Here is a 26,631-nt window from a genome sequence, read left to right as displayed (position 1 = left end):
CAGCAGGCGGTGCAGCATCTGGGCGACGCCATAAAGACCGCCGGCGATCTCGAAGATGCCGATCACTCGTAGCAGGATGGAGCGCACGCGTTTTCCGTTTCGTCAGAAAGCGGCAAGCTTAGCCCAAGCCGGTGCCTGGTGACCCCGGTGGCCGCATGCCTGCTGTCATGCGATTAATGTAGCCCTTGGCCCCTGTTCGGCAAGTCCATCAATGATGGCGTGCGGGATGAAGTGCGCGCTATCGCGGGTAATCGGCGAGTGGTCTTCGCGCAGGCCCATGCCGCAGGCATGATCGCCGACGATCCAACTGCCAATAAGCACATGACGACCGTCGAAAACCGGCAGCGGGTGATAGGCCTGCCGGATGCAGGGACCGTCATAAGGGCCTTCGGAATCGAGCTGGCTGCCGTCGGGGAGACGCATGGCGATATTGGCGCCCTCGCGCGAGTACAGCGGCTTGCGCACCCAGCCCGGCGCCAGGGGGGTACCGTCGTCGAACAGCGCCGGCAGCAGGTTGGGATGGCCGCGATGACGCTCCCATAGCAACGGCAGCACACCCTTGTTGCTGAGAATCGCTTTCCAGGGCGGTTCGATCAGTTGCATGCCCGAGCGCGTCAGGTAGACACCGAACTCCTCGCGAAACATGTCTTCCAGCGGATAGAGCTTGAACAGGCTGCCGATGACGCGGTCATGCAGGTCGGTGAAGCGACCATCGCGGGACAGGCCGAGGTCCTCGATGGCGATTTCCTCGCAAGAGATGCCGGCTTGGATCGCGCAATCACGCACATAGGCCACGGTGCCCTGGTCCTCGGTCGATTCGCGCACTGCCGAGACGTAGAACGGCTGGGCGATGCGATGGGCCATGCCGCCGAATGTATCGACCAGCGACTCGTAGATCGAGTTGAACTGGTCCGCGCCTGCCGGCAGCGCGCCGCGCGACAGGTTGTGCTCCAGCCATTGCCACTGGAAGAACGCCGCTTCGAACAGCGAAGTCGGTGTATCGTAATTGAGCTCGTAAAGCTTGGCCGGCCCGGTGCCGTCATAGGCAAAATCCATGCGGCCGTACAGGTGCGGGTCGCGGCGGCGCCAGCTATCGGCGATCCAGGTCCAGTAATGCTCGGGGATGGCCAGCTTTTCCAGCAGGGCCTGGTCGCGCACGACGTCGTCGACCAGCGCCAGCGCCATCTGGTGCAGTTCGAGCGTGGGTGCTTCGACGTCGTCCTCGATCTCGCGTAGCGAAAACGCGTAATACGCCGACTCGTCCCAGTATGGCTGGCCATCGATGGTGTGGAAGTCGAAGCCGCATTCGGCGGCCAGTTCGCGCCAGTTGGAGCGCTCGGCGATGGCGACGCGGCGCATTACTCGCCGAACCCGCCGCGGCCGCTGCTACGCGAACCGAAGCCGCCGCGACTGACCGTGACGGCGGTATCGGCCGAACTACCGATCGTGGTCATGCCACGCGAGCCGCGGAAGGAGCTGCTGGTGGCCCCGGTGGTCCCCGGCTGGAAACCGGGGCGCTGCCATTGTCCGGAGGTGTTCTGGAACGCCGGGGCGCTGCTGAATCCGGTCATCGGCGAGCCGTTGCGCATCAGCTGCGAAATGAAGAAGCCGGTCATGAGTGGTCCGAAGAACGAATGCCCTGTGCTATCGGTATGTGCCTCGCACTTGCCCGAGCCGTAACTGCTCTCGCATTCCTGTTGCGAGCCGAATTGCGGGCCGTTGGCCGTCGCATCGGCACGTGCCTTGTCGTACGCCTGTTGGCAGGTCGCCGCATCGTGTGTTTGGGCGGTGCATGCCTGCACCGATGTGTATACGCCTTCGCGCATCGCCTCATCATCGCCGCAAGCGGTCAGCAGCAGCGGCGTGGCACTCATCAGCAGCAGTGCCGCCGTCCTTGAACGTTTCATGGCAACTCCCTGTCCTCGGGCTTGCAAGCATGCCTTGTCGTGGGTTCTTGCGGAAGTGCTTCTGGGGTGAATCCGGCTCTTGCGGGGCCTGTGAACACGCAATAGCAAATAGGAAGAGCAGGCATGCTCGAAAACCACGGGCGGATCCTGTCGACCCCTGACCCTTTACAGGTTTCGAAGGCGCCGGCTTTACCCATTCAATGCGTCGGCCAGCTCATGCAGGTCCGTGACATGCTGTTCCCACCAGCGAGGCTCGGCGGCGAAGGGGAAGGCGGCGGGGAAGGCCGGATCCGGCCAGCGAGCGGCGATCCAGCCGGCATGGTGCAGCTGGCGCATGGCGCGCAGGGCGGGGATCAAGGACAGCTCGGCGTAGTCGAAGTCGCGCATCTGCTGATAACCCTCGAGCAATACGTCCAGCGCGTGTTCGTCGTGCGCGAGCATCCACAGATCCTGCACCGCCGGGCCGTTGCGCGCGTCGTCGAGGTCGACGAAGTGTGGGCCGGCATCGGTCCAGAGCACATTGCCGGGATGGCAATCCCCATGCAGACGCAGGCGCCGCACCGGGCCGACCGATTCCAGGCGTGTGGCGATGGCACTGTCGACGCGCTCGGCGGCCACGCGATAGGCACTTTGCAGGTGCGCGGGCAATAGCGAAGAGGCCAGCACGGCCTGCATGGGCACATGGATGTGGCTGGTGCGGTCGAGGTCGCCACGATGCGCGAATGGCGCGCGCGCGCCGATGGTATGGATGCGCGCGATCAGCCGGCCCAGCCATTGAAGCTGTTCGTCCGATTCCAGCGAAGGCGCACGGCCGCCATGGCGTGGCGTAAGGGTATAGCGATAGCCCTGGTGGTGGAGCAAAGTCTGGCCGTCGATATGCAGCGGGGCGACCAGCGGAACCTCGGCGGTAGTCAGTTCCTGGGCGAAGGTGTGTTCCTCGACAATCGCCTCATCGCTCCAGCGCGCGGGGCGGTAGAACTTGGCGATGACCGGAGCGGCATCCTCGATGCCGACCTGCCAGACGCGGTTTTCGTAACTGTTGAGCGCGAGCAGCCGTCCATCCGTCCACAGGCCGCAGGCTTCGACAGCGCGCAATACGCATTCAGGATCGAGACTGGCGTAGGGCGCAACGGCGTTCAACGCGCGGCCTTGGTTGCATCGATCACCGCCATGGTGATGCGCGACATGCACACCAGTTGGCCGACTTCGTTTTCGATGCGGATTTCCCATACCTGCGTGCTGCGCCCCAGGTGCAGCGCACGGGCAGTACCGGTGACGATGCCGCTACGCACGCCACGGATATGGTTGGCGTTGATTTCAAGGCCTACAGCCGCTTCAAGGGCTGGGTCGAGCGTGAGCATGGCCGCGGTGCTGCCCAGTGTCTCGGCCAGGGCAACAGATGCGCCGCCATGCAGCAGGCCATAGGGCTGGTGCGTGCGATGGTCCACCGGCATGGTGCCGCGCAGCCAGTCCTCGCCCACTGCCGTGACTTCGATACCCAGCGCTTCGAGCATGGTATTGCCCGCCCAGCCGTTGATGCGCGCCAGATCGGTGTCCTGTTTCCAGATGGCCATAGGTTGAATCCTGTCGATAGTGCCTACATTGTCCGTCCACGCTGCCGCCGCGACAATGCGCTTGTGTTTACCGTGACCCTCAAAAATTCAGGCCGCCAGTTCGAGGCGGCGCCTGGGCAAACCGTGCTGGAAGCTGCGCAGCGCGCGGGTATCGCCTTGCCTTATTCGTGCCGGGCCGGCGTCTGCGGCAGTTGTCGTGCCACGCTCGTCGAGGGCCAATGCGATTATCCGCGTATCCCGCCGCTGGCCCTGAATGCCCAGGATGCCAGCCAGCACGCCATTCTGCTTTGCCAGGCCGTGCCGACCAGCGATCTGGTGATCGAGGCGCGTGAAGTAACCTCGGTCGAGGACGTGGCCCGGCGCCAGCTCGATGTCCTGGTTACGGAAAAGCGGACGCTTGCGCCCGACGTGGTGGGCCTGCATTTGCTACCTGTGCCCGGTGAGACCGCACTCAAGTGGCTTCCTGGACAATACCTGGACGTCGTGCTGCCCGATGGCAAGCATCGGTCTTTCTCGATCGCGGGCAATCCGCGTGCCGACGGGGTGATCGAACTGCACGTACGCCATGTGGCCGGCGGCGGCTTCACTTCGTGGGTCAAGGATGGTCTGGCCGAAGGCGATCGATTGCGCCTGGAAGCGCCGCTGGGCACCTTCGTGCCGCGTGAGGATTCGGAACGACCGATCATACTCATGGCTGGCGGCACCGGGTTCGCGCCGGTCAAGGCGATCGTCGAACACTTCCTCGAACTTTCGAGCCGTCGCTCGCTGGATGTCTACTGGGGTGTGCGCGACGCAGGTGATCTTTACCTGCGTGCGATGGCCGAAGCATGGCGGCACCAGCATCCCAACCTGCGCTTCACGGCCGTGGTATCCGAGCCGCAACTGGCGGATGGATTGCGGACGGGTTTCGTGCACGAAGCCGTGCTGGAAGATCACCCTGATCTCTCCGGCTTCGATCTCTACATGAGCGGACCACCGCCGATGATCGCTGCGGGCAAGAGCTTGTTCGCCCAAGCTGGTCTGCCCGCCGAGCGCCTCTTTTACGATTCGTATGACTACGCGCCGGATGTCATTGCCAGCATATTGCGTGGCAGGGCCGGGATTCACGGCTGAGCGCATGGCCGGGTCGCAATCCATTTTGCAGAAGCGAATTTATTGGCGAGGCAATCTGCGATGCGATCGCAGATTGGGGCCCCAAACCGCCAAGCCGCGACCTCGTCGCGCCTTGCTTCGCGACTGAAGTCGATCCTACTTGCGGCCTTTGGCGGTGGGTAGCTGGGCCTGTTGCCATGCGGCGACGCCGCCGCCGAGGAAGAACACCTTGGCAAAGCCGGCCTTGACCAGCCGCTGCGCGGCGCGCTGTGCTTCGCCGCGACCGTCCTTGTCCATCACCACGACAGGCAGATCCTTGGCCGCGGCCAGGTCCTTGCTCTCCGGGTCGAACTGGCTCATTGCCACGTGGCGCGCGCCGGGGACATGGGCTTTTTCGAAATCCGCATAGGCCGACAGGTCGATCATCAGCGGGCTTTCACGGTTGATCAGCAGCGTCAGGCCGGCGGGCGAGACTTCCTTGTATTTGCGGAACAGGCTGGCGATCTCCATCGCGATCAGCGCGAGCACCACCAACACGAACAATCCAACCAGGATGATGTGGTTGTGGATGAAGGGAGTCAGCTTCTGGAGAAAATCGCTCATCGATCCGGCTTCCGCAAAGCGCGCCGGACGGGCGCGCAGGCATAGGGCAAAACGGCGATTATAGCGTTGTTGCTCAGTTTTGCGGGGAAATCTCAGGCAAACCGCTGGTCAGCCACCAGTGGCCCTTGCCGTCGTAGTGCCAGGTCTGGCGGTCGACGATACTGCGCTCGGACTGGGTGTGCACGTTGACCAAGTTGATCTGTACCACCTGGCGAACTTCGTCCTCGCCCGCCGGCATCGGTCCCTGGCCCTCGTCATAGTCGGTCACGCGGTACTGGTCGAAGCGCGAGATCTCGATCGGTGTGATCGGATGCTCGGCCAGGACTTTCGGATCGATGAACTTGGACGCACTGGCGAAGCCGTCCCAGCGCACTGCGTGCTGGTAGGCGTTGAGCGTGGTGGTGAGCATGTCCGTTTTTTTGCTAGTGGCGCAGCCGGTCAGGGTGGCACAAAGCGCGACGACGGGAACTAGCAGGATACGGCGCATGGTTTTCATTCCCTTTCGGTTCGTGGAGCCATCAGACCTGGCATTCTGCCATCAATGGCTGTGCCGCTTCAGCGACGCTTGGCGACGAATCGCGCGGTCATGGTGGCGGCCGGCCCGGTGTCCCCAGGAACGCGAGCGATCACCTCGACGCGCGCACGGCCACGCGCCTGCAAAGTGCCAAAGAAGGTTTCCCAGTTCGATTCCGGAGCCAGGCTGGCTTCGCTGGCAAAGTCATTCCACACCGGCGCCAGGTAGCGCACGGTTGATTCGGCCACGAAGACGTCGCAATCGAATTGGCGCCGCCGCAGTGCCAGCTCCACCAGGCTCCAGCCGGCCAGGGTCATGACACTGACCAAGCTGCCGCCGAACGCGCAGCCCTTGTCATTGACGTTGGGCGTCAGCGGGGCGTCCAGCACGATGGTGTCGCCGTCGTAGGTACCCAGCTGGATGTCCATGACCTGGGCCTGGGGGATATTGCTGCGGGTGAAGTCGACCAGCTCGTGGGCCAGGGCGATCAGATCGGGAGAGCTCATGGAGGCGACTGTTTGAAACGGATCAGCCGCCGAGTGTATCGCCCTCGTGCGACAGACCAAAGCGCGCCCTCATGGCCTGGCCGGCTCACCCTGGCGCTCGTCGTAGACCTGTCGGGCGGCTTCCACGCCGGCCAGGTTGTGCACTGTCCAGCCATACAACGCTTTGAAGGGCGGTTGCAGAGTACGGCCCAGCGGGGTGATCTCGTAGTTCACCGCCACAGGGGAAGCCGGGATCACGTGCCGTGCGATCAGGCCGTTGCGCTCCAGTCGACGCAGGCACTGCGTCAGCGACTTCTGCGTGATGCCCTCGAGATGGCGCTTGATGATATTGAAGCGTTGCGGGCCACTGTCGAGCACAGCCAGCACCATCATCGACCACTTGTCGACGATCTGGTCGAACAGTACCCGGGTGGGGCAGTCGGCGGAGAAGTGTTGCAGGTTGCAGGTGGTCATGGGACACCCGTCGAAACAAGATTTCCTCAAGTATACCTGGTGCATGTAAGGTGCGTTATTGACTCTAGGTTTCTTTTGTATACTTTGATGCCCTTTCCGATCCTGTTGCCTGGAGTCCTGCGTGTCCGCGACCGATGTCCTGTTTCGCCCGTTTGCCGTCAAATCGCTGCAACTGAAGAACCGTCTGGTCATGGCGCCCATGACACGCACGTTTTCGCCGGAAGGCATTCCCGGCCCTTCCAATGCGCAGTATTACCGTCGCCGCGCCGAAGGTGGCGTCGGCTTGATTCTGTCCGAGGGCACGGTGATCGATCGGCCTGCCTCGCGCAATCACCCTCGGATTCCGTTCTTCCACGGTGAAGCACCGCTGGCGGGTTGGAAGCAAGTGATCGACCAAGTGCATGCTGCTGGTGGCCGCATGGGTCCGCAACTGTGGCATACCGGTTCGACCCAGGCCCAGGGCACCGAGTGGGAGCCGGCTGTGCCAGTGGAAAGCCCCTCCGGTCTGATCGCGCCGGGCAAGCCGCGTGGCGAGGCGATGAGCGAGGAAGCCATCGCCGATGCCGTTGCCGCTTTCGCGCGTGCTGCCTCCGATGCCAAGCGTCTGGGCTTTGACACGCTGGAACTGCATGGTGCGCATGGTTATCTGATCGACGAGTTCTTCTGGGCCGGCACCAATGAGCGCACGGATCGCTATGGCGGTGCCACGTTGCGTGAGCGTGCCCGTTTTGCTGGCGAGGTGATCGCAGCCGTGCGCCAGGCGGTCGGCATGGATTTCCCGATCATCCTGCGCGTGAGCCAGTGGAAGGGCCAGGATTTCACCGCGCGTCTTGCCGTCACGCCCCAGGAAATGACCGACTGGCTCGTACCGCTGGTGGAGGCGGGCGTTGACGTGCTGCATTGCTCGCAGCGTCGCTTCTGGGAGCCTGAATTCCCCGAGATCGACGGCGAGGACGGCCTCAATTTCGCGGGTTGGGCCAAGAAACTCACCGGTGCGCCTACCATCAGCGTGGGCTCGGTGGGACTGAGCAACGACTTCATCACGACCTTTCAGGGTGGTGCTACCAGCAACGCCGGCATCGAGCGGCTGATCACGCGCATGGAACGCGATGAATTCGACCTGATCGCGGTGGGGCGTGCCTTGATCGCCGATCCGCGGTGGCCGCAGAAAGTCCGTGGCGAGGCCTCGGAGGCGATCCACGAATTCCAGGCATCGGCACTGGCCGAACTGGCCTGATCCCTGGCGCGGGCGTGATACGTGAGCGGCGGTGCCGTACCGCTACACTGCGTGCATGCCCGCAGCATCGCTGACATCTTCTGCTTTGCCATTGCTCGGCCGGACCGTGATCATCACGCGTCCGGCCGGCACGGGCTCTTCCATGGCGCGCCAAGTGCGTCGACGCGGGGGCGTGCCGGTGCTTTTACCAGGGCTTGCCTTGCGTGGCATCGATGATGCGGCAACACGCTCGGCGATGGCCGATGCCCTGCACGATCAGGTCGTGATCTTCACCAGTCCGGCGGCGGTGCGCTTTGCCGCACGCCTGCATGCCTTGCGAACGCGTGCCACGGTGCTGGCGGTGGGGCAGGGTACGTTACGTGCGCTGCACCGCCAGGGTGTGACCGATGCGATAGCGCCGATGGAGCGCCAGGATAGCGAAGGCCTGCTCGGCCTGCCTGTCTGGTCGCAGTGGCAGGCGCCGCGCATCGCGTTGATCGATGCGCCGGGTGGCCGTGGCCTGTTGCGTGAACAACTGGCCGGACGCGGCATGCTGCGCGAAGTGCAGGTCTATCGTCGAGTCACACCACGCCTGCGGCCAAGCCATTGGGAACAGGTCGTCGCGTTGCCTGCCCGGTCATGCCTGTTGTTGTCCAGCGCGGAAGCCTTGCTCAATCTTCGTACGCTTGCGCCGTTGCCGGCTTGGACGTCGCTATCGGCGTGCACGGCGGTGGTGAGCAGCCGGCGCCTTGCCGACGTCGCGAGCGAGGCCGGTTTCGCTTCGATCCGGTTGGCCAGGTCCGCCGGTGCGGGGGCTTTACTCGATGCCGTGGCGGGTGCAGGCGTGCAGGAATCGTGAACGCCTGAGACGAATCGCGTGTGCCGGGGCATTTTCGATACGTGCGGTGGCGCATGGGCTGCTAGCATGTGTCGCATGAGCCAAGACGACACCGCACCGCACGGCGCCGCCTCCTCGGACGCGCGCAGCCCGACGACTCCCGCCCCCACCGGCCGCAAGCCGACGCCCTCGCGTGGCGGCAGCCTGGCCTTTGCCTTGCTGCTGTCCCTCGTTGCCATGGGAGGCGCCGGCTATATCGGTTGGCGCCAGTGGCAACAGGAGCGCACCGCCAGCCAGGACAGCCAGACCATCGCCAGTCTGCGCCAGCGCCTGGACAGCATGCAGCAGACCATCACCAGCCTGGACGACGATCGCACCGCGTTGCGCCAGCGCCTGGGCGATGCCGACCAGGTCAATCGCGGCTTGCGCGAGGAGCAATTCGGCCAGGCGGAACGTGTGCGCAATCTCGAGGATGCCGTTGCCAAGCTTTCCGAGAAGAGCCTGTCCGGTCACGATGCCATGTTGCTCGACGAAGCCGAGTCGCTGCTGCGTTGGGGCAAGGAACGCTTCGAGTTGTTCCACGACGCCCAGGGCGCGGCGACGGCCTACACGGCGGCCGACCAGGCGCTCGCCTCGGTCAACGATGGCGCGTTTTCCGGGTTGCGCCAGAGTGTCAACGCCGAGCACGAGGCACTGATCAAGAGCGCCCCAGCCAGTCGTGAGGCAGCCATGACCCATTTGACGGCATTGCGCGGCGAAGTGATGACGCTTCCGCTCAAACCGCTCGATAGCCAGACACAGGTCGACGCCGGCGCCTGGGCGCGACTGCGCGGTGCGTTGTCCAGCGTGATCACCATCCGTCGCGATAACGGTGCGCCGTTGGCTGTGGCCGATGCGCGATTCGCGCGCGAGCTGGCCTCCCTCGATCTGGCCCAGGCGCAGCTTGCGCTGATGGCATACGACCGCGATGCCTATCAGGCCGCGTTACAGCGCGCGAGTGCCACGTTGTCGGCTCAGTTCGATGCACAGGCGCCGGCCGTGCAACAGGCTGCGCGCGAGACGTCCGCATTGGCCGCTCAGATGCCGTCGATGGCGAATGTCCAATTGGGCGCGGCACTGACCGAGTTGCGCAACCTGCGATCGGTGCATGCACTGAAGCCCGGTGAAGCGGCGGCGCCAGCGCATGCCAGCAGCGGAGCCCACCCATGAAGTTGTGGCGCTGGATTCTCCTGCTTGCGGTGATTGCCGCGCTGGCGGCATTCGGCTGGCACTGGGTCGCCGAAGATCCCGGTTACGTCCTGGTCAAGATTCGTGGTTACACCGCCGAGATGACGGCGATTGCCGCGGTGATCATGGTGGTGGTGATCGTGGCGATCGTCATCTTGCTATGGCAGTTGGTGCGCTGGCCCTTCGGTGCGATGTCGCGCCGCCATCGCCGCACCAGTCGCCAGCGCATGAGTGCGGGCTTGATCGCCTTGATGGAGGGTCGCCATGGCGATGCCGAGCGTGACTTGCAACGCGCCTCGCGCCTGGATAGCCTGCGTGGTCCGGCGTTGCTGGTTTCAGCCGAAGCGGCTTCGCGCCGTGGCGAACACGGACGTGCGCTGGAAACCCTCGACGAGGCATCGCAGTCCGCGCCACAAGCTGCCCGTGTGCTGCGTGCGCGCTTCCTGCGTCGCGAAGGGCGCCCTGCCGACGCGCTGGCATTGCTGGCGCCCGAGGCCGATAGCGGCAGCCTGACTCCGGGTGGCTGGCGCGAACTGGCCTTGTCGGCGGTTGCCACCGGCGACATGCGCCGTGCGCGTCAGGCCCTCGAGCCCTTGCAGAAAAGCGGCGCCATCGGCCCGCGTGCCTATGCCTCGCTGGAATCGCTGGTGCTGACCGGTTCCATACTTGCTGCACCCGATGCTGTCGCGCTCAACAGCTTGTGGTCGCAGTTGCCTAAGCCGCAACGTCGCATTCCCGCCGTGGTCGATGCCTATGCGCGTCGTGCAGCGAGCCTGGGCATGATGTTGCCTGCGATGGACGAAGTAGAATCAGCGCTGCGACGCGAATGGTCGTCGCAACTGGTGGCTACCTACGGCAACCTCACCGATGACGACAATGAAGGTCGCCTGCGGCGCGTGGAAGGGTGGCTGGATGTGCATCCCAACGATGCCAACCTGTTGCTCACCCTGGGACGCATGTGCGTGCGCGCCAAGCTGTGGGGCAAGGCACACAAGTACCTCGATCGTGCCCTGGCCCTGGAGCCGGGCGGCGCGATCTGGGAGGCCCTGGGCGACACCTATGCTGGCGAAGGTGACAACGCGCAGGCCCAACGCTGTTATCGCAATGCCCTGGCGATGGCACGCGGGGAACCCGCCCAATTCGCCCCGCACGAACTGCGCGGCAAACTCGATACGCGTCCCGTGGCGATCGAGGAACGTAGCGAGCATGGTGTGCCGCGGCTGAGGGAGTGAGGTCCGCTTGCTTTACGGCTTTTGAGGTCGTCGCCTGTGACGGCTCTCAAGAGTCAGGAGCATGAAGCGGCCTATCGGCGGGACATGCAAGCTTTTTGTTTTTTCCTAACCCTTCAGTCCCAGTCCCAGGAACACCGGATCGGCCGTGGGCGTGGTCAGCCATTGGCCCTCGTCCTGGCACGCTTGTACCGCATGGGCCCAGAGGGCGCGGATTTTCGGATCTCGCGGAATGGGCCACTGGCCTTGATGCGTTTGGGTGTACAGGTTGCCGCAGTCAGCCGGCGGCTTGTCATGCGACGTCACGGCACGTGCCTGGAACTGCGCTGGCCTGTCAGGCCAGTACGGTGCCGAAGCCACTGGCGTTGGCGGTGAGGGCGGTGGTGTCCACATGGGTTGCGAGGTATGTGTCGGGGTGGTATCGACCATGCTGGCGATCAGTCTGATGACCAGGAACGCGATGAAGGCAAAGCCTGCGCCGAAGGCAGGCACCGCCGAGTTGCCTGACTTGGGGCGGTTCGCGCGATATTGGGCGGGTGACATGGGCTGCGGGTGAGCTGTCTCATTCTGAGACTGGACGAGCCCAAGCCTGGCCATGTTGCTGTTTCGATACGCCAGCTCCCACGCGTCCAATGTCGCGCCATCCATGCGCAGCGCGAAGTAGCGCGGGCAGGTCTCGATGGCGCTGTGCAGGTCGGGCCACAGCGGCAGCAACTGGTTGGGAACCGGGTCGATATGGCCGGCCTCGCGCATGTCGATGTATCGCAGGGCCGGCTCCAAACGCTGCGCAAGTGTTTCAACCTGGCGAGCTTCCTTCTGGACCTGCACGACCCAATGCCCGCGCGCGCCCAGATTCTGCAAATGCACGACGTCCAGCCAAGCAAATGATTTCTGGCTGGCATTGAACAACGCAAGGCGCTGGCCGATGTTGCTGCTGGCCAGAGCCTCGAGCACGATCAGTTCGAACAGGCCAGGGGCACGCAAATGCTCGTGAGCAAGTGCCTGTAATTGTCGCTGTAGCGCGACGGTCGCATTTTCGCCCTGGGCCAGGTCATCGCGTAGTGCTTCGAATGCAGCACGGGCCGCATCGTGTGGATCGCGTGGCGGTGGCATCGTGTCGCGTACGACGGCGGCTTGTCGTTTTCGTGCCAGGGCCCGGCGAATGTCGTCGTCGCCGATACCTGGCTTGGGCGCCCGTATATCAGAATTGTTTACCGCTTCCTGTGTGTGGGTAGCATGGTCTTTCTCGGCGCTTGCGCCAGGACTCGCCAGGGCTCGACGAATCTCGTCATCGGCCGCGTTTGGCATGGCCTCGGGAGATTCTCGCGCAGGCTCTGCATGGGCAACGCTGTTTGCTAACGACGCGGCTGGCGCCGTGTTGACCTCGCTCATCGCCTTGCGCGATGCCCACGCCAACGCTTGCTTATACGCCATATGAAGCTGATTGAACCCTTCGATATCGCTGGCTTGATCGATGGTTCTCAGCAGCTTGGCGTAAGCGCGCTTGATGACACGCTCGTCAGCCTGATCGTCAAGTTCCAGTTTTTTCAGGAACCATGGCGTATGCATGGCATTGCTCCGTTGGGCATTGGCATCACGCGGCGGCATGGTTGAGGTGGCAAGCCGCACATCGGGTTTGAGTCAGGCGTGCACGCCCAGGCGTTCGAGCGCGCTGTCTGGTGTGGCGTGTGCATGCCAGTGATTGACCTTCATGCAGCCATCGATGGCATTGGCATAGCGACGACGCTGGTCCGCATCCGCCGGTGGTTCCCAACTGGGTTGGTGTACGACAAGGTTGATGTAGTCGCAGTTCTCGCGCGTGGTGGAGGATTGTTCGGGCAGGATCAGTACCAGGCTGGCCGACGGAGCTGCATAGCCTGGTCGAACCGACCGATCGGCTGGTGCCGCCATGCGCGAGACGAGGTAGAGCATCACGCACAGTGCCGCGGTACCCACGACCAGGACATCGCGTTGCCTCGTGATCCAGGCGAGCCAGGGGGCGCGAACGGCCTGGGTCGTGGGTGTTCGCAACGCCGTCGCCGGAATCACCGGAACAGCAGGGATCGTTGACGGCGGCACGGCGGGTGCAGATACGCTTGCCATGGCGTGTGCAGCTTCGACGTGGTCGCGATAGGCCTTGTCCCAGGCCTGGAAGCATGACGGCTCGATACGCAGTGACAGATATTGCGGATAGGCCAGAATGATCTGGCGCATGCGCGGCCATTGCGGCAGCGTCGCTGCTGGCACTGCTGTGCCGCGACATGTTTCGAGCAAGGGGAGCAGCTTTACCGCCGGAGGCAAGGTCTCCTGCGCGGCTTGCCAGGCCTGCTCCTGCGCCAGTACATGCCCGATCCACGCACCGGATGCACCGAGCTGGCGCGCATGCTCCGGATCATGCCAATGCCAATGCCTGCATGCTGCATCGAACAGTAACGGTCGGGATATTCCCTGGGCGCGAATGAGGCGATCAAGCAGCCTGCCTTCCAGCGCCAGGGCGACCTCGGGGCCAGTTGATCGCGCGCGAGTCCGTTGCCGCGGGAATAGATCCTCGACGGATTGCCCGCAAGCCATGCACTCCAATAATTGGCGATAGAAATGGTCGGCAGTCTTTTGTACGTTGAGCGCAGTTTCCTGCGTTGACGAGTCGCCGCAGGCACGCCACGCAAGCGCTTGCCGGAAAGTTTCCTCAAGCAGGCTTATCGTTGCGCTGCTGGCCGTGCTGCCTAGCTGTGCTAGACGTTCCCTATAGGCGTTCCTGATGTCTTGTTCGGTCGCGCCCTCGGATACGCCGAGATCGTCGAGAAACCACTTCGTGGTCATAGATCGCCATCATCCGTTATGGCACCGGCCCCCCGTTGCCAGAGGCAGATGATGCGCCCTGGCCCCGGGGTTTGTCATCGGGTCAGGCCGGTTGGCGCATTCCCTCGACGATGCGGGCCAGGGCCAGCACGGCCGCCTCGGATACCGCGCGAACGGGTGTGGTGTCGGGGTTGTTGAAATTGCCGCTATCTCCAAATGCCTGGACCAGCAGGCCATCGCGGCGCGGCACCATGCTTACCTTCGAGGAGCTGATGCCATAGCGGACCTCCGGCTGTGGGATAAGCCTTGCCGTCTGGCCGCGCACGGGAATAAGCGAGTTGTCACCGAACAGCGCGCGGGCACCATAGCCGGTTGCATTGACCAGGGTGCGTTCGGGCAGTTGCAGCAGGTCGTTGGGCTGATGAAATTCGCGTACTTCGATCTTGCCGCCGGCCACGAGGAAGTCGTTGAGCAGCATGTGCGCATAGCTGGTGATGTTGAACATCAATGTGGTGTAGCGACGCACATGCGCTTGCGCGAACGGGTGCGTGCCGGGTGCCAGTTCCACCGATCGCGGTGTGAACCGGGCTCGCTCGACGAATTCGGCATACTCGGGTTCGTCGGAGGGTTCCTGGCTTGCCTGGCCGGGTGGATCGTCGGAAAGAAAATAGCCTTCGATCCATTCGATCGGATCTCCGGGCAAGCCGAGCATGCTCTGGTATTGCGTGAAGGAAATGCGCGCCATGTCTTCCCAACGGTCGCCGAATACAGAGGCGTGCGCGGCGTCGCAGATGCGCGAATCGGGCGTCCAAAGGCCGCTGGCGCGCATCGAGTACACATTCGGCGGCAGGTCGCGCGCATAGATGCGTACCGAAAGACCGGCGCGCTGGGCGAGCAGGGCCGTGGTCAGGCCCAGTGCGCCACAGCCGATCACGCCCAGTTCGTGCACGCCGGTGGCTTGCGCCATGCGCAATGCCAACGTGCTCGATCCCCATGACAGCGACCAGCCGCTTCCTCCATGACCGTAGTTGTGCACGACGGTCTTGTCGCCGAGTCGTTCGGTTTCGATGCGTGGACCGGCGGCGCGGAAAGGGCGGGTACAGACGTAGACGCCGGTGATGCGATCGGGGCGCGCCTTGACCGGCATCAACTCGGGGATGCCCGAGCCCAGGCGCGCCACGGGTGCCGCGCGATTTCCCGAACGCGTTCCCGCAGGCACGCAGGCCGTCAGTGCGCCGGTGGAGGCCAGGGCCAAGGTGGCGCCGGCGTGGCGCAGGAAGTGTCGGCGTTGCATGGTATTTCCCCTTACCCTTGCGTGGCCGCGCAGGTCTAAAGCGGCGTGAGGTTAGCGTACGCGGCGACCAGCCACTTGCTGCCGGCACCCTCGAAATTGATCTGCAAACGTGTATGCGGGCCGCTGCCTTCGGCGCTGACCACCACCCCTTCGCCGAAGCTCGGGTGGCTGACGCGCTGGCCCAGCTTGACCGGCAGGTCTTCCTGCAAGCTGCCCGTCGGTTCGGCGAAGCGCCCGGCGTACATCGGGCGGCTCACCTGCACGCGCGGGCGCACTTCATCGATCAGTTCCGGCGGAATTTCGCCGAGGAAGCGCGATGGACGCGCCAGCATTTCCGTGCCGTGCATGCGGCGCGATTCAGCGTGCGTGATGAACAGACGTTCCCGTGCACGGGTGATGCCGACATAGGCCAGGCGGCGTTCTTCCTCCAGGCGCCCTTCGTCTTCGACCGAGCGCTGGCTGGGAAACAGGCCCTCCTCCACGCCGACCAGGAACACGACGGGAAATTCCAGGCCCTTGGCCGAATGCAGCGTCATCAGCTGCACGCAATCGTCCCAGGATTCGCCCTGGCCTTCGCCCGCTTCCAGCGCCGCATGCGAAAGGAAGGCGGACAGCTCGCTCAGGCCGGCCTCGATGTCGTCTGGCGTAAGTTCAAAACGGCTGGCGACATTGACCAGCTCGTCGAGGTTTTCCACGCGCGCCTCACCGTTGCCACGCGTGTCCTTCTCGTGGAAATCGCGAAGGCCCGTATGGTTGACGACGTGCTCGACCTGCTCGGCTAGGTTGAGTGCCTGGCTCGTCTGGCCCTCGCGCGGTGGCGGTACGAAGGTGTGTGCCATGTCCTCGATCAGGGCGAGAAAGGCTTTGAGCGCATTTTTTGCGCGGCCGGCCAGTTCGCGGCCCGAGGTCAGTTCGCCCAGCGAGGCTTCCCATAGTGAGATGTTTTCACCGCGCGCACGGCGCCGCACCACGTCGAGCGTGCGGTCGCCGATGCCGCGTGGCGGCGTGTTGACCGCGCGTTCGAAGGCGGCATCGTCCTGGCGGTTGGCGGCCAGGCGCATATAGGCCAGTGCATCCTTGATTTCCGCACGATCAAAGAAGCGCAGGCCTCCGTAGACGCGGTAGGGGATATCGCGCTGGATCAACTGTTCTTCGAAGTTGCGCGACTGGGCATTGGAGCGATACAGGATGGCGCAGTCACGCGCATCGCCATGCTCGGCAATGTATTCGCGGATGCGCTCGATGACGAAGCGGGCTTCGTCCTGCTCGTTGTATGCGGCGTACACCGCGATGCGCTCGCCATCGCCGCCATCGGTCCATAGTTGCTTGCCCAGGCGGCCGCCATTGCGCGCGATCACGCTATTGGCCGCCTTGAGGATGGTGGCGGTGGAGCGGTAGTTCTGTTCCAGGCGGATAGTGCGCGCGCCGGGGAAATCGCGCAGGAATTGCTGCACGTTTTCCACCTTCGCGCCGCGCCAGCCATAGATGGCCTGGTCGTCGTCGCCTACGACGAACACATGCCCGGTCTGCCCGGCCAGGACACGGATCCAGGCGTATTGCAGTGTGTTGGTGTCCTGGAATTCGTCGATCAGCAGATGGCGCCAGCGTGCCTGGTAGTGTTCGAGCACCGCTGGGTTCTTCAGCCACAGCTCGTGCGCGCGCAGCAGCAGTTCGGCGAAGTCGACCAGGCCGGCACGCCGGCAGGCGTCCTCATAGGCCTGGTAGATCTGCACGAACGTTCGCGTGACCGGGTGGTCGCGATGTTCGATGGTTTCCGGCCGCTTGCCTTCGTCTTTCCATTGATTGATCTGCCACGTGGCCTGGCGCGGCGGGAAACGCGCCTCGTCCAGCCCGAGCCCTGTGACCACACGCTTGATGATGCGTTGCTGGTCATCGGCGTCGAGGATCTGGAAGGTCTCGGGCAGCCCTGCCTCACGCCAGTGGCGGCGCAGCAGGCGGTGCGCGATGCCGTGGAAAGTGCCTACGGTCAGGCCCTGGGTGCCCCCTGGGATCAACTGGTCCAGGCGCGCGCGCATTTCGCCGGCTGCCTTGTTGGTGAAGGTAACCGCCAGCACCGACCAGGGTTGTACCCGACCGACTTGTGTCAGCCAGCCGATGCGATGGGTGAGTACGCGGGTCTTGCCGGAACCTGCGCCAGCCAGGACCAGATAGTGCCCCGGCGCGGCGCAGACCGCATCACGTTGGGCATCGTTGAGCTTGTCGATGAGATAGGAGACATCCATCCATGGGATTGTAGCGGGGAGGCAACGGGCCGTGCCTCCCCGCCACGCGCTCAGCGCTTGAGCAGGCCGCCCAGGGTCAGCAGGCCGCCGACCACGATGCCGGCCACACCGGCCCAGGAGGGCAGTGCCTTGTCGTGGGAGGCGGTGACCTTGGCCGAGCCTACCTGTACCAGCGTATTGGTTTCCCGGTAGCTGCCGTGTCCAAGGGTGATCCAGATACCGGCGCCCAGCAGGAGGATACCGATGATGATGAGACCTGCACGCATGCGTCTGTTCCTTCAATGATTCCGGGAGCGATCGATCATAGGTCGAGCTCGGTCAAGGAAACATCGCCGTGTGGATGGGTGATAAGCCGGCGTACAGCCTTGGGGGCGGGAAGTGAGTGGCCAGGCGCTGTGACTTGCCGGCATAGGTGGTGTGCCGGCAAGGGTTCGACATGGGCGCCTGCCTCAGGTCACTTGCGCAAACAGCACGCCATGTCCTGGAAGCTCGGCGCGGCCGTCGCTCAGCGAGCCCTCGGCCAGGCCGTGGCCATTGAATGCGCGGGCATGCGCGAATGCGGGCAGGTCCACGGTGATGGGCGAGGCACTGAAATTGAACAGCGCCAGCACGGTCTGGCCTTCGTACGTGCGAGTGAACGCCAGCGCAGGCTCGGGGACGTCCACGAAGCGGATGTCGCCCAGTCGCAGCGCGGGCTGGCCCTTGCGCCATTGCATGAAGCTGCGGAAGTTGTGCAGCGACGAATGCGGGTCCAGTTCCTGGCGCGAGACAGCGAGGGCGCGATGATCATCCGGCACGGGTAGCCAGGGCTTGCCGTGGGTGAAGCCGGCATTGGCGTTTTCGTTCCAGGGCAACGGGGTGCGGCAACCGTCACGACCCTTGAAATTCGGCCAGAACGTGATGCCGTAAGGGTCCTGCAGGGATTCGAACGGGACCTCCGCTTCGGTCAGGCCCAGTTCCTCGCCCTGGTATACGCACACCGAGCCGCGCAGTGAACACACCATGGCGGTGAGCATGCCAGCCATGTGCGCGGTCGTGTCGCCCTGGCCCCAGCGCGTAAGCACGCGTTCGACGTCATGGTTGGAAATAGCCCAGCACGGCCAGCCTTCGCGCATCTGCGCTTCGAGGTTCTCCACCGTGCCACGAATGTATGCCGCGCTGAAATCGTCGGTAAGCAGTTCGAAACTGTAACCCATGTGAAGGCGCTTGCCGCTGGTGTATTCGGCGGTGGTGGCGAGCGAATCCTCCGAGGAAATTTCGCCCAGCGCGACGGCACCGTCGTACTTGTCCAGCAACTGGCGCAGTTCTTCCAGGAACGGAATATTCTCAGGCTGCGTATTGTTGAAGTAGTGATACTGGAACGCGTACGGATTGTCCGGACTGAAGCCTCGACCCACGCGCTTTTCTTCCGGCTTGGGCGGGTTGTCGCGTAGAAGCGCATCGTGAAAGCAGAAATTGATCGCATCCAGGCGCAGGCCGTCGACGCCCTTGTCGAGCCAGAACTTCACGTTGTCCAGTACGGCGCGCTGCACCTGCGCATTGTGGAAGTTCAGGTCTGGCTGCGAGGTCAGGAAGTTGTGCAGGTAATACTGGCCGCGTCGCGGCTCCCATTGCCAGGCGACCCCGCCGAACAGCGATAGCCAGTTGTTCGGCGGTGTGCCGTCGGGGCGCGCATCGGCCCAGACGTACCAGTCGGATCTGGGGTTGTCGCCGCTTGCGCGGCTTTCCTTGAACCATGCATGCTGGTCCGAGGTATGGCTGAGCACCTGGTCGATCATCACCTTCAGGCCCAGGGCGTGCGCCTTGGCCAGCAATTGATCGAAATCCTCGAGGGTGCCGAACAGGGGGTCGACCGCGCGGTAATCGGCAATGTCATAGCCGAAGTCGGCCATCGGCGAGCGGAAGAACGGGGCGATCCAGATCGCATCCACGCCCAGGCTGGCCACGTAGTCGAGCTTTTCCACGATGCCCGGCAGATCGCCTACGCCATCGCCATTGGTATCGAGGAAGCTGCGTGGATAAATCTGATAGATGACGGCTCCGCGCCACCACGGTGCTTCACTCATGTCGCCAAACCCCCGGACTGTTCTTCGCGTCGCTACCGACCCGACACGGAGGCAGCTGCAATGTGCGGCGCAGCTTAAACGCTAGGCCTAGCCTGATCGTGGTCCATGCATACGTATTCAAAAAAGGGTGATATTGCGACGCAGCAGCGCGCGAGCGGCCTTGCCAGGCCGGTGCGCATGCTGCACCGATACGGTGCGAAAACGCGATAAGACCGATATTTCAATCGTGCAAGAGGCTTGCGATCACTGCTGCTACACCGGTTCCTGGCGAGTCACCGGACGCCTATGTTTTGTCAAAGGTGCACAAAAAAAGTGCGTCATGAATACGTATGCATGAACTGTCCGGTCTCATTGAGCCGGCCCTACCATGCGCCGCACGCCATTCTCGGCGGACAAACACAATGTCGCGCGGTATGGGTTTGCCGACGACGACAGTCGACAAGTCAAAGCCCTGGGGAGGGGACAAGGTGATTCTGAAACGCAACGTATTGGCGCTGGCGATCGCATCGGCTGGTTTGTGCTTCACCGTCGGAGTTCATGCTGCGCCAGCCGATGGCGTCGGTGCCGGCCCGGCTCCCCAGGACGCCCAGTCCAAGCCGCTCACCGCCGACCAGCAGAAGGCGGCCGACGAGGCCAAGAAGCAGGGTCAGTCGCCCGAACTGGCCAAGAGCCTGGAAGGCATCACCGTCACCGGTTACAACGCATCGATGGAGAAGGCCATCGACTACCAGCGTTATGCCGATACGATCCAGAACGTGATCACCTCGGCCGACATCGGTGGCTTGCCCGATCAGTCCATCGCCGATGCGCTGACCCGCCTGCCTGGTGTATCGGCCGAACGCATCGCCGGCCAGGCCTCGCAGGTCAACATCCGCGGCTTGTCGGGCAACTTCATCCAGACCACGCTGGATGGGCGCGAGCAGCCTTCCACCAGTGGTAGTAACTACATCCAGTTCGACCAGTATCCTTCCGAGCTGATCAACATGGCCACGGTGTACAAGTCCTCGCAGGCTTCGTTGATCACCGGCGGCGTAGGCGGCACGATCGGCTTGCAGACGGCCAACCCGCTGGAAGCGCCCAAGGAACAGAACCTCAACGTCGATGCGCGTGGCAGCTACACGGGCTTGGCGCACAACGTGGCCGGTGCCAACGCGCTGGGCTATCGCCTGAGCGCGGCCTATCAGGGCAAGTTCCTGGACAACACCCTGGGCATCGGCCTGGGCGTGGCCCAGTTGTATCAGCCGCACGTGTCCGAGCAATTCGTCGGCGAGCAGTACAACTCAGGCCTGGAGCCGATCAACAGCTCGCCCGGCGCGCCGCAGGCGTATATCCCCGAAGGCATCCAGTTGCAGCAGAACGGTGGACAGGAGCGCCGCACGGGCTATCTCGGTACGGTGGTATGGAAACCGACCGATGAATTGCAGATCACTGCTGACAGCTTCTTCTCCAAGTTCAAGAATGGCTCGTTCGGCTATGGCCTGCGCTCGCAGAATTTCTACAATGGCAACACGCAGATCACCAACCCGGTATTCGGTCCGAACGGTTCGCTGATTGGCGGTGACGTCAGCGGCAGTGGCCAGGGCTCGCAGTTCTCCAATGAAACCACCGCTGACAACTACACCAAGGTCAGCGATGTGTTCTCCGGTGGCCTGAACCTTAAGTGGAACAGCGGTCCGTGGCATGTCGATGGCGACCTGTCGATGTCGCGCGCCCAGGGCCATGAAGTCAATGTCGACGCCACGGCCGATCCATACACCGGCCTGGGCACGGGCAACCCGCAGCTGGCTGCGCAGTCGTTGTCCTATCTGCTCACCGGCCGCAGCATCGGTCAGGTGACGATCAACAATCCAGGCATGTACACCGATCTCAACCAGATGGCGCTGTCGCGCTACGGTGTGTACCCGTACGTGTATCACGATCGCAACAAGGCGTTTCGCGCGAGCGTCAAGTACGACCTGCCGAACAACTCCCTGCTGTCGGCGCTGGAGGTGGGCGTCTACGCCAACAACCATACCTACAACGCCGACCGCACTGCCTATGTCTACGGCTCGGAGTGGAACAGCAATCCGGCGCTGGGCCAACCGCCGCTGACCATTGACAGTGGCGATGCCACGGTGCGTTGCTGGAAGGGCACTTTCGGCAGTTTCCCCTGCTTCCTGCAGCTTAACGGACCAGGGATCCTGGCCTCGCACGGCATCACCGGTACGCCAGTCAAGGACATCATCAACAACAACTGGACGTATGTGCAGAGCGGCCAGGTGGACCAGAAGGTTCGTGACCTGTTCCTGATGGCCGATATCGAAACCCAGTTGTTCGGCCATGAATTGAACGGCAACGTCGGTGTGCGTGTATCGCACGATTCGCAGTACAGCACCGGTCTGCAACAGGTCGGCAACGGCGCGGGCATTCCGATTACCGATGGCAATGGCGCTACCAGCAGCGACTTCGCGCCGTTGCACATCGGCAAGAAGTACACCGACTACCTGCCGTCGCTGAACCTGATCTATCACCTGACCGACAACGACCAAGTGCGCTTCTCGGCCGCCAAGGTGCTGGCGCGTCCGCCGATCAATTCGATGCTGGCAGGCTCCGGCTCGTACATCACCGACGGCAATACGTACAACATCTACGGCGGTACCAGTCCGTTGCTCGATCCCCTGCGTGCACAGCAGTACGACGCCACTTACGAACATTATTTCGATGATTCGTCGGGCGCCTTCACGGCCGGTGTGTTCTTCAAGCACATCAAGTCGTTCGTGCAGCAGGTGACCTACCACAACTTCGACTTCGCCAGCGTCGGCATCACCGTGCCGATCGATCCGAATACGGGCGCGCCGTACATCCAGGGCGACTACCAGACGGCTTACAACGCCAAGGGTGGCGATGTGCGTGGCGTGGAAATGTCGTTCACCAAGACGCATTTCCTGCCGGGCATGTGGGCAGGCCTGGGTGTAGATGCCAACCTGGCCGTGACGTCCAGTTCGGTGAAGAATCCGTCGGCGCTGGGTGGTCCGACGCAGATGATCGGCTTGCCGGGCTTGTCCCAGCGCGTGGCCAGTGCCGCGGTGTTCTACGACAACGGGCCGTTCTCGGCACGTGTATCGGCTAACTATCGCTCGCACTTCGTATCCGATACGCAGATCGCGGTGGACAACCAGTTGGTGGTATTTGCCTCCGAGCTGGTCTACGACTTCCAGGCCTCTTACAGCATTAACGACAAACTGAAGGTGGTCTACCAGTTGCTCAATGCGAGTAACCAGCCGACCCGCACATACTTCACCAACCAGCAGCAGACCGGCACGATCCAGTATTTCGGTCGCACCAACTATCTGGGTGTGGAGTTCAAGCTATAAACCATCACCCTTCGCCCTGTCGCTTGCGACGGGGCGAAGTTCGGGATAGTCGTCATCGGTGCGAGGCGATGCCCTGATTCATCCAAGGGAGCCTGTGCATGCTTCGCTACCGTCAGTTCCTGGCCTCGCTGGCCATAGTTTTCTCCCTGGCGCTTGGCCCGGATGTCCGCGCACTCCCCTCGACATCCGTGGCCGAGACGCCACTTTTGTCCCACACCTCGGGAACCGGGGTCTGGTACGAGATCTTCGTGCGATCCTGGTACGACACCAACGGTGACGGCATCGGCGATCTCAACGGCGTCACCGCCAAGCTCGATTACCTCCAATCGCTGGGCATCGACGGCATCTGGTTGATGCCCATCAATGCCTCGCCCAGCTATCACGGTTACGACGTGACCGATTATGAGGCGATCAACCCCGAATACGGCACAATGGCCGATTTCGAGCAGCTGATCGCCCAAGCGCACAAGCGGCATATCCAGGTGATCATGGACCTGGTGATCAATCACACCAGCAACAAGCACCCTTGGTTCGTGGCGGCGCACGATCCGGCCAGCCCGTATCGCACGTGGTTTACCTGGGCCACCCCCGGCACCGATACCAAGGCCTTGAGTGCCACTGGCACTCCGGCCTGGCATGAACTTGATGGGGCTTACTTCCTCGGTGATTTCAGCCGGGGCATGCCCGATCTCAACTACGACAATCCGGCGGTGCGCAAACAGATGATCGAGGTGGGCCGCTTTTGGCTCGCCAAAGGTGCCGATGGATTTCGCTTGGATGCGGCGCGACATATCTACGACGACCTGCAAAGCGACACCGGCAAGCCGCAGACCCTGAGAAAGAATGTCCAGTGGTGGAGCGAGTTCCGGCGTGGCCTGCAACAGGTGCGACCCGATGTCTATCTAGTGGGAGAGGTTGCCATGCAGTCGCCGCTGCAACTGGCGCCATACATGAAGCCACTGGGCTCGGTCTTCGATTTTCCGTTGGCCGAGCAGATCATCCTCAGCACCCGGCAAGAAAATGCGTCGGCCCTCCGTGCGGAACTGGCGCAAAGCTACGCGGCTTTTCACAAGGCCGCCGGACACGAATTCATCGATGCGCCATTCCTGTCCAACCACGACCAGGAACGCGTGCTCAGTCGGCTGGATGGCAACCTGGACCATATGCGCGTGGCGGCGGCAATCCTGCTGACCTTGCCTGGCCGCCCGTTCATCTACTACGGCGAGGAATTGGGCGTGCTGGGACGCAAGCCCGACCAGGACCTGCGCGAACCCATGCGCTGGGATCGCGACCCGATCGCTGCCGGGCAGAGTCGCTGGAAGCCAGTGACGTCGGGGCAGGGGCCGGAGATTTCCGTACAGGCCGAGCAGGACGATCCGCACTCGTTGTTGCAGGTGTATCGCATGCTGATCCATTGGCGCGAACAGCAGCCGCTGCTTCGCGATGGCGATCTGCGGGTGATCGATACCGGCAATGATTCCCTTGCCGCGTATGAGCGCTTCGTTGGCACACGTCGTGTGCTGGTCGTGCACAATCTTTCCGGGCAGCCGCAAGCGGTGAAGCTGGCGGGCAAGGCACGCGCATCGCGTGTGTTGTTGCAAAGCGTCATCGGTGCCTCGTATGCGGACGGCACGTTGTCTCTACCGGCCTATGCCTCGGTGGTCTTGCAGTGAAGGCGGGTCGGGCGGCAGATTGTCCGCTTAACCGATAGAAGGAGCATCTGCCGATGCGAGGTTTGGCGCGTTGTCTTTTGGGGTTGTCGTTGTGTGTGGCGTTGGGCGTGGCCCAGGCGCACTCGGCCGATGACGATATCGATGCGGCGGTGGTTCGGTTCCAGGGCCGGCAGGCCAGCGTGAAACGCAAGCCCGGTGGCGGCTTCCAGCTCCAGGGCCCGGCCGGCACGCGGGATATCCCGGCCGGCAAGCTGGGCGTGAAGACGGCCAGCGACCTGTTCGATGCCATGTTCGCGATGGCCCAGGACGACCTGACCAAAGACTCGGTCAGCGCCATCACAGACGGTGCCTTCGACCATGGCAAATCCATTCCCTGCGCGTGCTTCGAGACCGGCCAGAAATGGCATTACGTGTGGACTCGCGATCTGTCGTACGCAGTGGATCTGTCGCTGTGGCGACTCGATCCCGAGCGCGCACGCGCGTCGCTGCGCTTCAAGCTCTCGGATGTGCGCGAGCCGTCCGCGCCGCAGGGTCTGTACGTCATGCAGGATACTGGCTCGGGGGGGAGCTGGCCGATCAGCACCGATCGTATCGTGTGGTTCATGGCCGCGCAGCACCTGCTCGACGATAAGGCATTCGCCGATGAAGTCTACCGCGCGTTGAACGACACGCTGGCTCAGGATCGCCAATACACCTTCGACGAGCGGCTTGGCCTGTATCGTGGCGAGACGTCGTTCCTCGACTGGCGCCAGCAGACGTACCCTATGTGGGCGGCCACGGACGTTACCTTCATCGGGCAGTCGTTCGCGTTATCGACCAACGTGCTGCACTACCAGGCGCTGCAATTGGCCGCCACCATGGCCGCGCAGCGCGAGCCGGCGCGAGCCCCTGGCTATCGGGCGCAGGCGGCCGCGCTCAGGCAGGCGATCAACCAGCGCTTCTGGCGTGCCGATCGCGGCATGTACATGAGCTACATCGGCGGCGCGGATGCGGCGCAGCCGTTCGATACATATGACTTGCTGGGTATTGCGCTGGCGATCACCACCGGTGTGGCCGATGCCGACCGTGCACGGCAGACACTGGTGCACTATCCCACCTGGCCGTCGGGCAGCCCGGTAATATGGCCAGAACGCGACGACGTGCCGATCTACCACAACCGCGCCATCTGGCCTTTCGTAAGCGCCTATGCGCTGCGCGCCGCGCGTCAGGTCGAGGAGCCCGAGCGCATCGCGCACGAAATCCAGTCGTTGCTGCGCGGTGCGGCACTGGCTGGTTCAAACATGGAGAATTTCGAGCTAGTCAGTCAATCCGTGCATGTGGACGATGGCGAGAAGAGTGGCCCGGTGATCAATTCGCCGCGACAGCTTTGGTCAGTCGGGGCTTACCTGGACATGGTTACCGAGGGGGTTTTCGGCTTGCAGCCGGACGGCCAGGTGGTGCCGAAGCTGCCGGTGTCGCTGGTGCCGATGTTGTTCGGCAAAGGTGACCGCATTCAACTGCAACTGGATGGATCGGACATCACCCTGGTCAAGCCGGCTACGCTTGATGGGAACCTGCTCGTCGCGGACAACGTGGAAGGTGACACGCACAAGATCGTTACCTTGAAAGCCATCCGCGTGGCATCGTCGCCGTTGCGCCTGGATGCACCGCTCTACATCAAGCAGGATGCCTCGTTCGCCCAGCGGCCGCTTGCAAGCTCGGCGCTGTCACCCTCGTCGCAATCTTTGATACGTAGCAGCGAAAGCTGGACATGGACGCCCGGCACGTCGGGCAGGTTCAAGTTGAGCGCCGATTACGTCAACAAGCACGGCACTATCGAGACCGGGGTCACCGCCGCGGTGTACTTGGCCACGGCTGCCTGCGCAGGTAGCAAGCCGCAAACGATGGTGCTGACCATGCCGCATAGCGAAGGCAAGCAGCAATCGACCTACGGCATATTCGATGCCAAGGCCGGCAAGGCCTGTACATTCACCCTCAAGACCGGCTTCAACATGAGTTACCTCACCCATTTTGCTCATTTCACCGGGGGCGAGGGCGGTGTCGA

The 26,631-nt window shown here is 63.2% G+C and carries 22 protein-coding genes; 8 read left to right on the top strand and 14 right to left on the bottom strand.

All coding sequences use genetic code 11. The annotated features are described in order from the left end of the window. Positions 1-165 precede the first annotated feature (165 nt). The 4 genes from VF436_RS05360 to VF436_RS05345 form a co-directional block, all read right to left on the bottom strand. Positions 166-1,359 (bottom strand): glutathionylspermidine synthase family protein, encoded by a 1,194-nt coding sequence (locus VF436_RS05360; protein WP_330902972.1) that lies wholly within the window; start codon positions 1,357-1,359, stop codon positions 166-168. Next, entirely contained in the window at positions 1,359-1,907 is a 549-nt protein-coding gene (locus VF436_RS05355; RefSeq protein WP_330902971.1) for a DUF1190 domain-containing protein, read from the bottom strand. Before VF436_RS05355 ends, VF436_RS05360 begins: the two co-directional genes overlap by 1 nt. A gap of 189 nt (positions 1,908-2,096) precedes the next feature. After that, entirely contained in the window at positions 2,097-3,047 is a 951-nt protein-coding gene (locus VF436_RS05350) for a serine/threonine protein kinase (RefSeq protein WP_330902970.1), read from the bottom strand. Beyond that, positions 3,044-3,481 carry a hotdog fold thioesterase gene (locus tag VF436_RS05345; RefSeq protein WP_330902969.1) on the bottom strand — a complete coding sequence of 146 codons (438 nt, stop codon included), beginning with the start codon at positions 3,479-3,481 and terminating at the stop codon, positions 3,044-3,046. Before VF436_RS05345 ends, VF436_RS05350 begins: the two co-directional genes overlap by 4 nt. 63 nt (positions 3,482-3,544) lie before the next feature. Here VF436_RS05345 and VF436_RS05340 point away from each other — a divergent pair, with 63 nt between their 5' ends. After that, positions 3,545-4,594 carry a 2Fe-2S iron-sulfur cluster-binding protein gene (locus VF436_RS05340; protein ID WP_330902973.1) on the top strand — a complete coding sequence of 350 codons (1,050 nt, stop codon included), beginning with the start codon at positions 3,545-3,547 and terminating at the stop codon, positions 4,592-4,594. Between the two features lie 135 nt (positions 4,595-4,729). Here VF436_RS05340 and VF436_RS05335 read toward each other — a convergent pair whose 3' ends face one another. The 4 genes from VF436_RS05335 to VF436_RS05320 all read right to left on the bottom strand — a co-directional run bounded on the left by VF436_RS05335 (position 4,730) and on the right by VF436_RS05320 (position 6,649). Then, complete coding sequence (locus VF436_RS05335; protein WP_330902968.1) at positions 4,730-5,176, bottom strand: rhodanese-like domain-containing protein; 447 nt, start codon at positions 5,174-5,176, stop codon at positions 4,730-4,732. Positions 5,177-5,249: 73 nt separating this feature from the next. After that, positions 5,250-5,663: a hypothetical protein gene (locus VF436_RS05330; protein WP_330902967.1), complete on the bottom strand. Its 414-nt coding sequence runs from the start codon at positions 5,661-5,663 to the stop codon at positions 5,250-5,252. A 68-nt stretch (positions 5,664-5,731) separates the two neighbouring features. Continuing rightward, positions 5,732-6,196 carry a YiiD C-terminal domain-containing protein gene (locus tag VF436_RS05325; RefSeq protein ID WP_330902966.1) on the bottom strand — a complete coding sequence of 155 codons (465 nt, stop codon included), beginning with the start codon at positions 6,194-6,196 and terminating at the stop codon, positions 5,732-5,734. A gap of 69 nt (positions 6,197-6,265) precedes the next feature. Continuing rightward, the gene (locus VF436_RS05320) at positions 6,266-6,649 is read right to left on the bottom strand and encodes a helix-turn-helix domain-containing protein (protein ID WP_330902964.1); all 384 of its coding nucleotides are present in this window, start codon (positions 6,647-6,649) and stop codon (positions 6,266-6,268) included. A 121-nt stretch (positions 6,650-6,770) separates the two neighbouring features. Here VF436_RS05320 and VF436_RS05315 point away from each other — a divergent pair, with 121 nt between their 5' ends. The 4 genes from VF436_RS05315 (at position 6,771) to VF436_RS05300 (ending at position 11,162) form a co-directional block, all read left to right on the top strand. Further along, the gene (locus tag VF436_RS05315; protein ID WP_330902963.1) at positions 6,771-7,886 is read left to right on the top strand and encodes an NADH:flavin oxidoreductase; all 1,116 of its coding nucleotides are present in this window, start codon (positions 6,771-6,773) and stop codon (positions 7,884-7,886) included. A 142-nt stretch (positions 7,887-8,028) separates the two neighbouring features. Then, positions 8,029-8,724 carry a uroporphyrinogen-III synthase gene (locus VF436_RS05310; protein ID WP_330902962.1) on the top strand — a complete coding sequence of 232 codons (696 nt, stop codon included), beginning with the start codon at positions 8,029-8,031 and terminating at the stop codon, positions 8,722-8,724. A gap of 75 nt (positions 8,725-8,799) precedes the next feature. Further along, positions 8,800-9,912: a uroporphyrinogen-III C-methyltransferase gene (locus VF436_RS05305; RefSeq protein ID WP_330902961.1), complete on the top strand. Its 1,113-nt coding sequence runs from the start codon at positions 8,800-8,802 to the stop codon at positions 9,910-9,912. Then, entirely contained in the window at positions 9,909-11,162 is a 1,254-nt protein-coding gene (locus VF436_RS05300) for a heme biosynthesis protein HemY (protein ID WP_330902960.1), read from the top strand. The genes VF436_RS05305 and VF436_RS05300 overlap by 4 nt, the downstream gene beginning before the upstream one ends. A gap of 105 nt (positions 11,163-11,267) precedes the next feature. Here the strand turns inward: VF436_RS05300 and VF436_RS05295 are convergent, their stop codons facing one another. From VF436_RS05295 to VF436_RS05270, 6 genes are all read right to left on the bottom strand, one after another. Then, complete coding sequence (locus tag VF436_RS05295; protein ID WP_330902959.1) at positions 11,268-12,728, bottom strand: hypothetical protein; 1,461 nt, start codon at positions 12,726-12,728, stop codon at positions 11,268-11,270. Positions 12,729-12,800: 72 nt separating this feature from the next. Next, positions 12,801-13,979 (bottom strand): hypothetical protein, encoded by a 1,179-nt coding sequence (locus tag VF436_RS05290; RefSeq protein ID WP_330902958.1) that lies wholly within the window; start codon positions 13,977-13,979, stop codon positions 12,801-12,803. Between the two features lie 82 nt (positions 13,980-14,061). Then, positions 14,062-15,252: an FAD-dependent oxidoreductase gene (locus VF436_RS05285; protein WP_330902957.1), complete on the bottom strand. Its 1,191-nt coding sequence runs from the start codon at positions 15,250-15,252 to the stop codon at positions 14,062-14,064. 35 nt (positions 15,253-15,287) lie between these two features. Further along, complete coding sequence (gene uvrD, locus VF436_RS05280) at positions 15,288-17,495, bottom strand: DNA helicase II (protein WP_330902956.1); 2,208 nt, start codon at positions 17,493-17,495, stop codon at positions 15,288-15,290. Between the two features lie 50 nt (positions 17,496-17,545). Continuing rightward, positions 17,546-17,761, bottom strand: coding sequence for a hypothetical protein (locus tag VF436_RS05275; RefSeq protein ID WP_330902955.1), 216 nt, complete (start codon positions 17,759-17,761; stop codon positions 17,546-17,548). 183 nt (positions 17,762-17,944) lie between these two features. After that, positions 17,945-19,561, bottom strand: coding sequence for an alpha-glucosidase family protein (locus VF436_RS05270; RefSeq protein WP_330902954.1), 1,617 nt, complete (start codon positions 19,559-19,561; stop codon positions 17,945-17,947). Between the two features lie 467 nt (positions 19,562-20,028). On the opposite strand from VF436_RS05270, the gene VF436_RS05265 reads away from it, so the two are divergent. From VF436_RS05265 to VF436_RS05255, 3 genes are all read left to right on the top strand, one after another. Beyond that, a complete protein-coding gene (locus VF436_RS05265; RefSeq protein ID WP_330902953.1) occupies positions 20,029-22,914 on the top strand; it encodes a TonB-dependent receptor in 2,886 nt (961 codons plus the stop codon). A gap of 98 nt (positions 22,915-23,012) precedes the next feature. Further along, a complete protein-coding gene (locus tag VF436_RS05260; protein ID WP_330902952.1) occupies positions 23,013-24,587 on the top strand; it encodes an alpha-amylase family glycosyl hydrolase in 1,575 nt (524 codons plus the stop codon). Between the two features lie 53 nt (positions 24,588-24,640). Further along, positions 24,641-26,631, top strand: a 1,991-nt coding sequence (locus tag VF436_RS05255) for a Six-hairpin glycosidase-like protein (protein ID WP_330902951.1), incomplete at its 3' end; no start/stop codon positions are given.

This window comes from Dyella sp. (assembly GCF_036384435.1).
GTDB lineage: Bacteria > Pseudomonadota > Gammaproteobacteria > Xanthomonadales > Rhodanobacteraceae > GSA-30.
This window is presented reverse-complemented; position numbering and strand designations above follow the sequence as displayed.

Bases quoted from the DNA above. Each gene is read 5' to 3' on its own strand.
- VF436_RS05360 (WP_330902972.1), bottom strand. From the start codon at position 1,359: ATGCGCCGCGTCGCCATCGCCGAGCGCTCCAACTGGCGCGAACTGGCC.
- VF436_RS05355 (WP_330902971.1), bottom strand. From the start codon at position 1,907: ATGAAACGTTCAAGGACGGCGGCACTGCTGCTGATGAGTGCCACGCCG.
- VF436_RS05345 (WP_330902969.1), bottom strand. From the start codon at position 3,481: ATGGCCATCTGGAAACAGGACACCGATCTGGCGCGCATCAACGGCTGG.
- VF436_RS05335 (WP_330902968.1), bottom strand. From the start codon at position 5,176: ATGAGCGATTTTCTCCAGAAGCTGACTCCCTTCATCCACAACCACATC.
- VF436_RS05330 (WP_330902967.1), bottom strand. From the start codon at position 5,663: ATGCGCCGTATCCTGCTAGTTCCCGTCGTCGCGCTTTGTGCCACCCTG.
- VF436_RS05325 (WP_330902966.1), bottom strand. From the start codon at position 6,196: ATGAGCTCTCCCGATCTGATCGCCCTGGCCCACGAGCTGGTCGACTTC.
- VF436_RS05320 (WP_330902964.1), bottom strand. From the start codon at position 6,649: ATGACCACCTGCAACCTGCAACACTTCTCCGCCGACTGCCCCACCCGG.
- VF436_RS05310 (WP_330902962.1), top strand. From the start codon at position 8,029: ATGGCGCGCCAAGTGCGTCGACGCGGGGGCGTGCCGGTGCTTTTACCA.
- VF436_RS05305 (WP_330902961.1), top strand. From the start codon at position 8,800: ATGAGCCAAGACGACACCGCACCGCACGGCGCCGCCTCCTCGGACGCG.
- VF436_RS05300 (WP_330902960.1), top strand. From the start codon at position 9,909: ATGAAGTTGTGGCGCTGGATTCTCCTGCTTGCGGTGATTGCCGCGCTG.
- VF436_RS05295 (WP_330902959.1), bottom strand. From the start codon at position 12,728: ATGCATACGCCATGGTTCCTGAAAAAACTGGAACTTGACGATCAGGCT.
- VF436_RS05290 (WP_330902958.1), bottom strand. From the start codon at position 13,979: ATGACCACGAAGTGGTTTCTCGACGATCTCGGCGTATCCGAGGGCGCG.
- VF436_RS05285 (WP_330902957.1), bottom strand. From the start codon at position 15,252: ATGCAACGCCGACACTTCCTGCGCCACGCCGGCGCCACCTTGGCCCTG.
- uvrD (WP_330902956.1), bottom strand. From the start codon at position 17,495: ATGGATGTCTCCTATCTCATCGACAAGCTCAACGATGCCCAACGTGAT.
- VF436_RS05275 (WP_330902955.1), bottom strand. From the start codon at position 17,761: ATGCGTGCAGGTCTCATCATCATCGGTATCCTCCTGCTGGGCGCCGGT.
- VF436_RS05270 (WP_330902954.1), bottom strand. From the start codon at position 19,561: ATGAGTGAAGCACCGTGGTGGCGCGGAGCCGTCATCTATCAGATTTAT.
- VF436_RS05260 (WP_330902952.1), top strand. From the start codon at position 23,013: ATGCTTCGCTACCGTCAGTTCCTGGCCTCGCTGGCCATAGTTTTCTCC.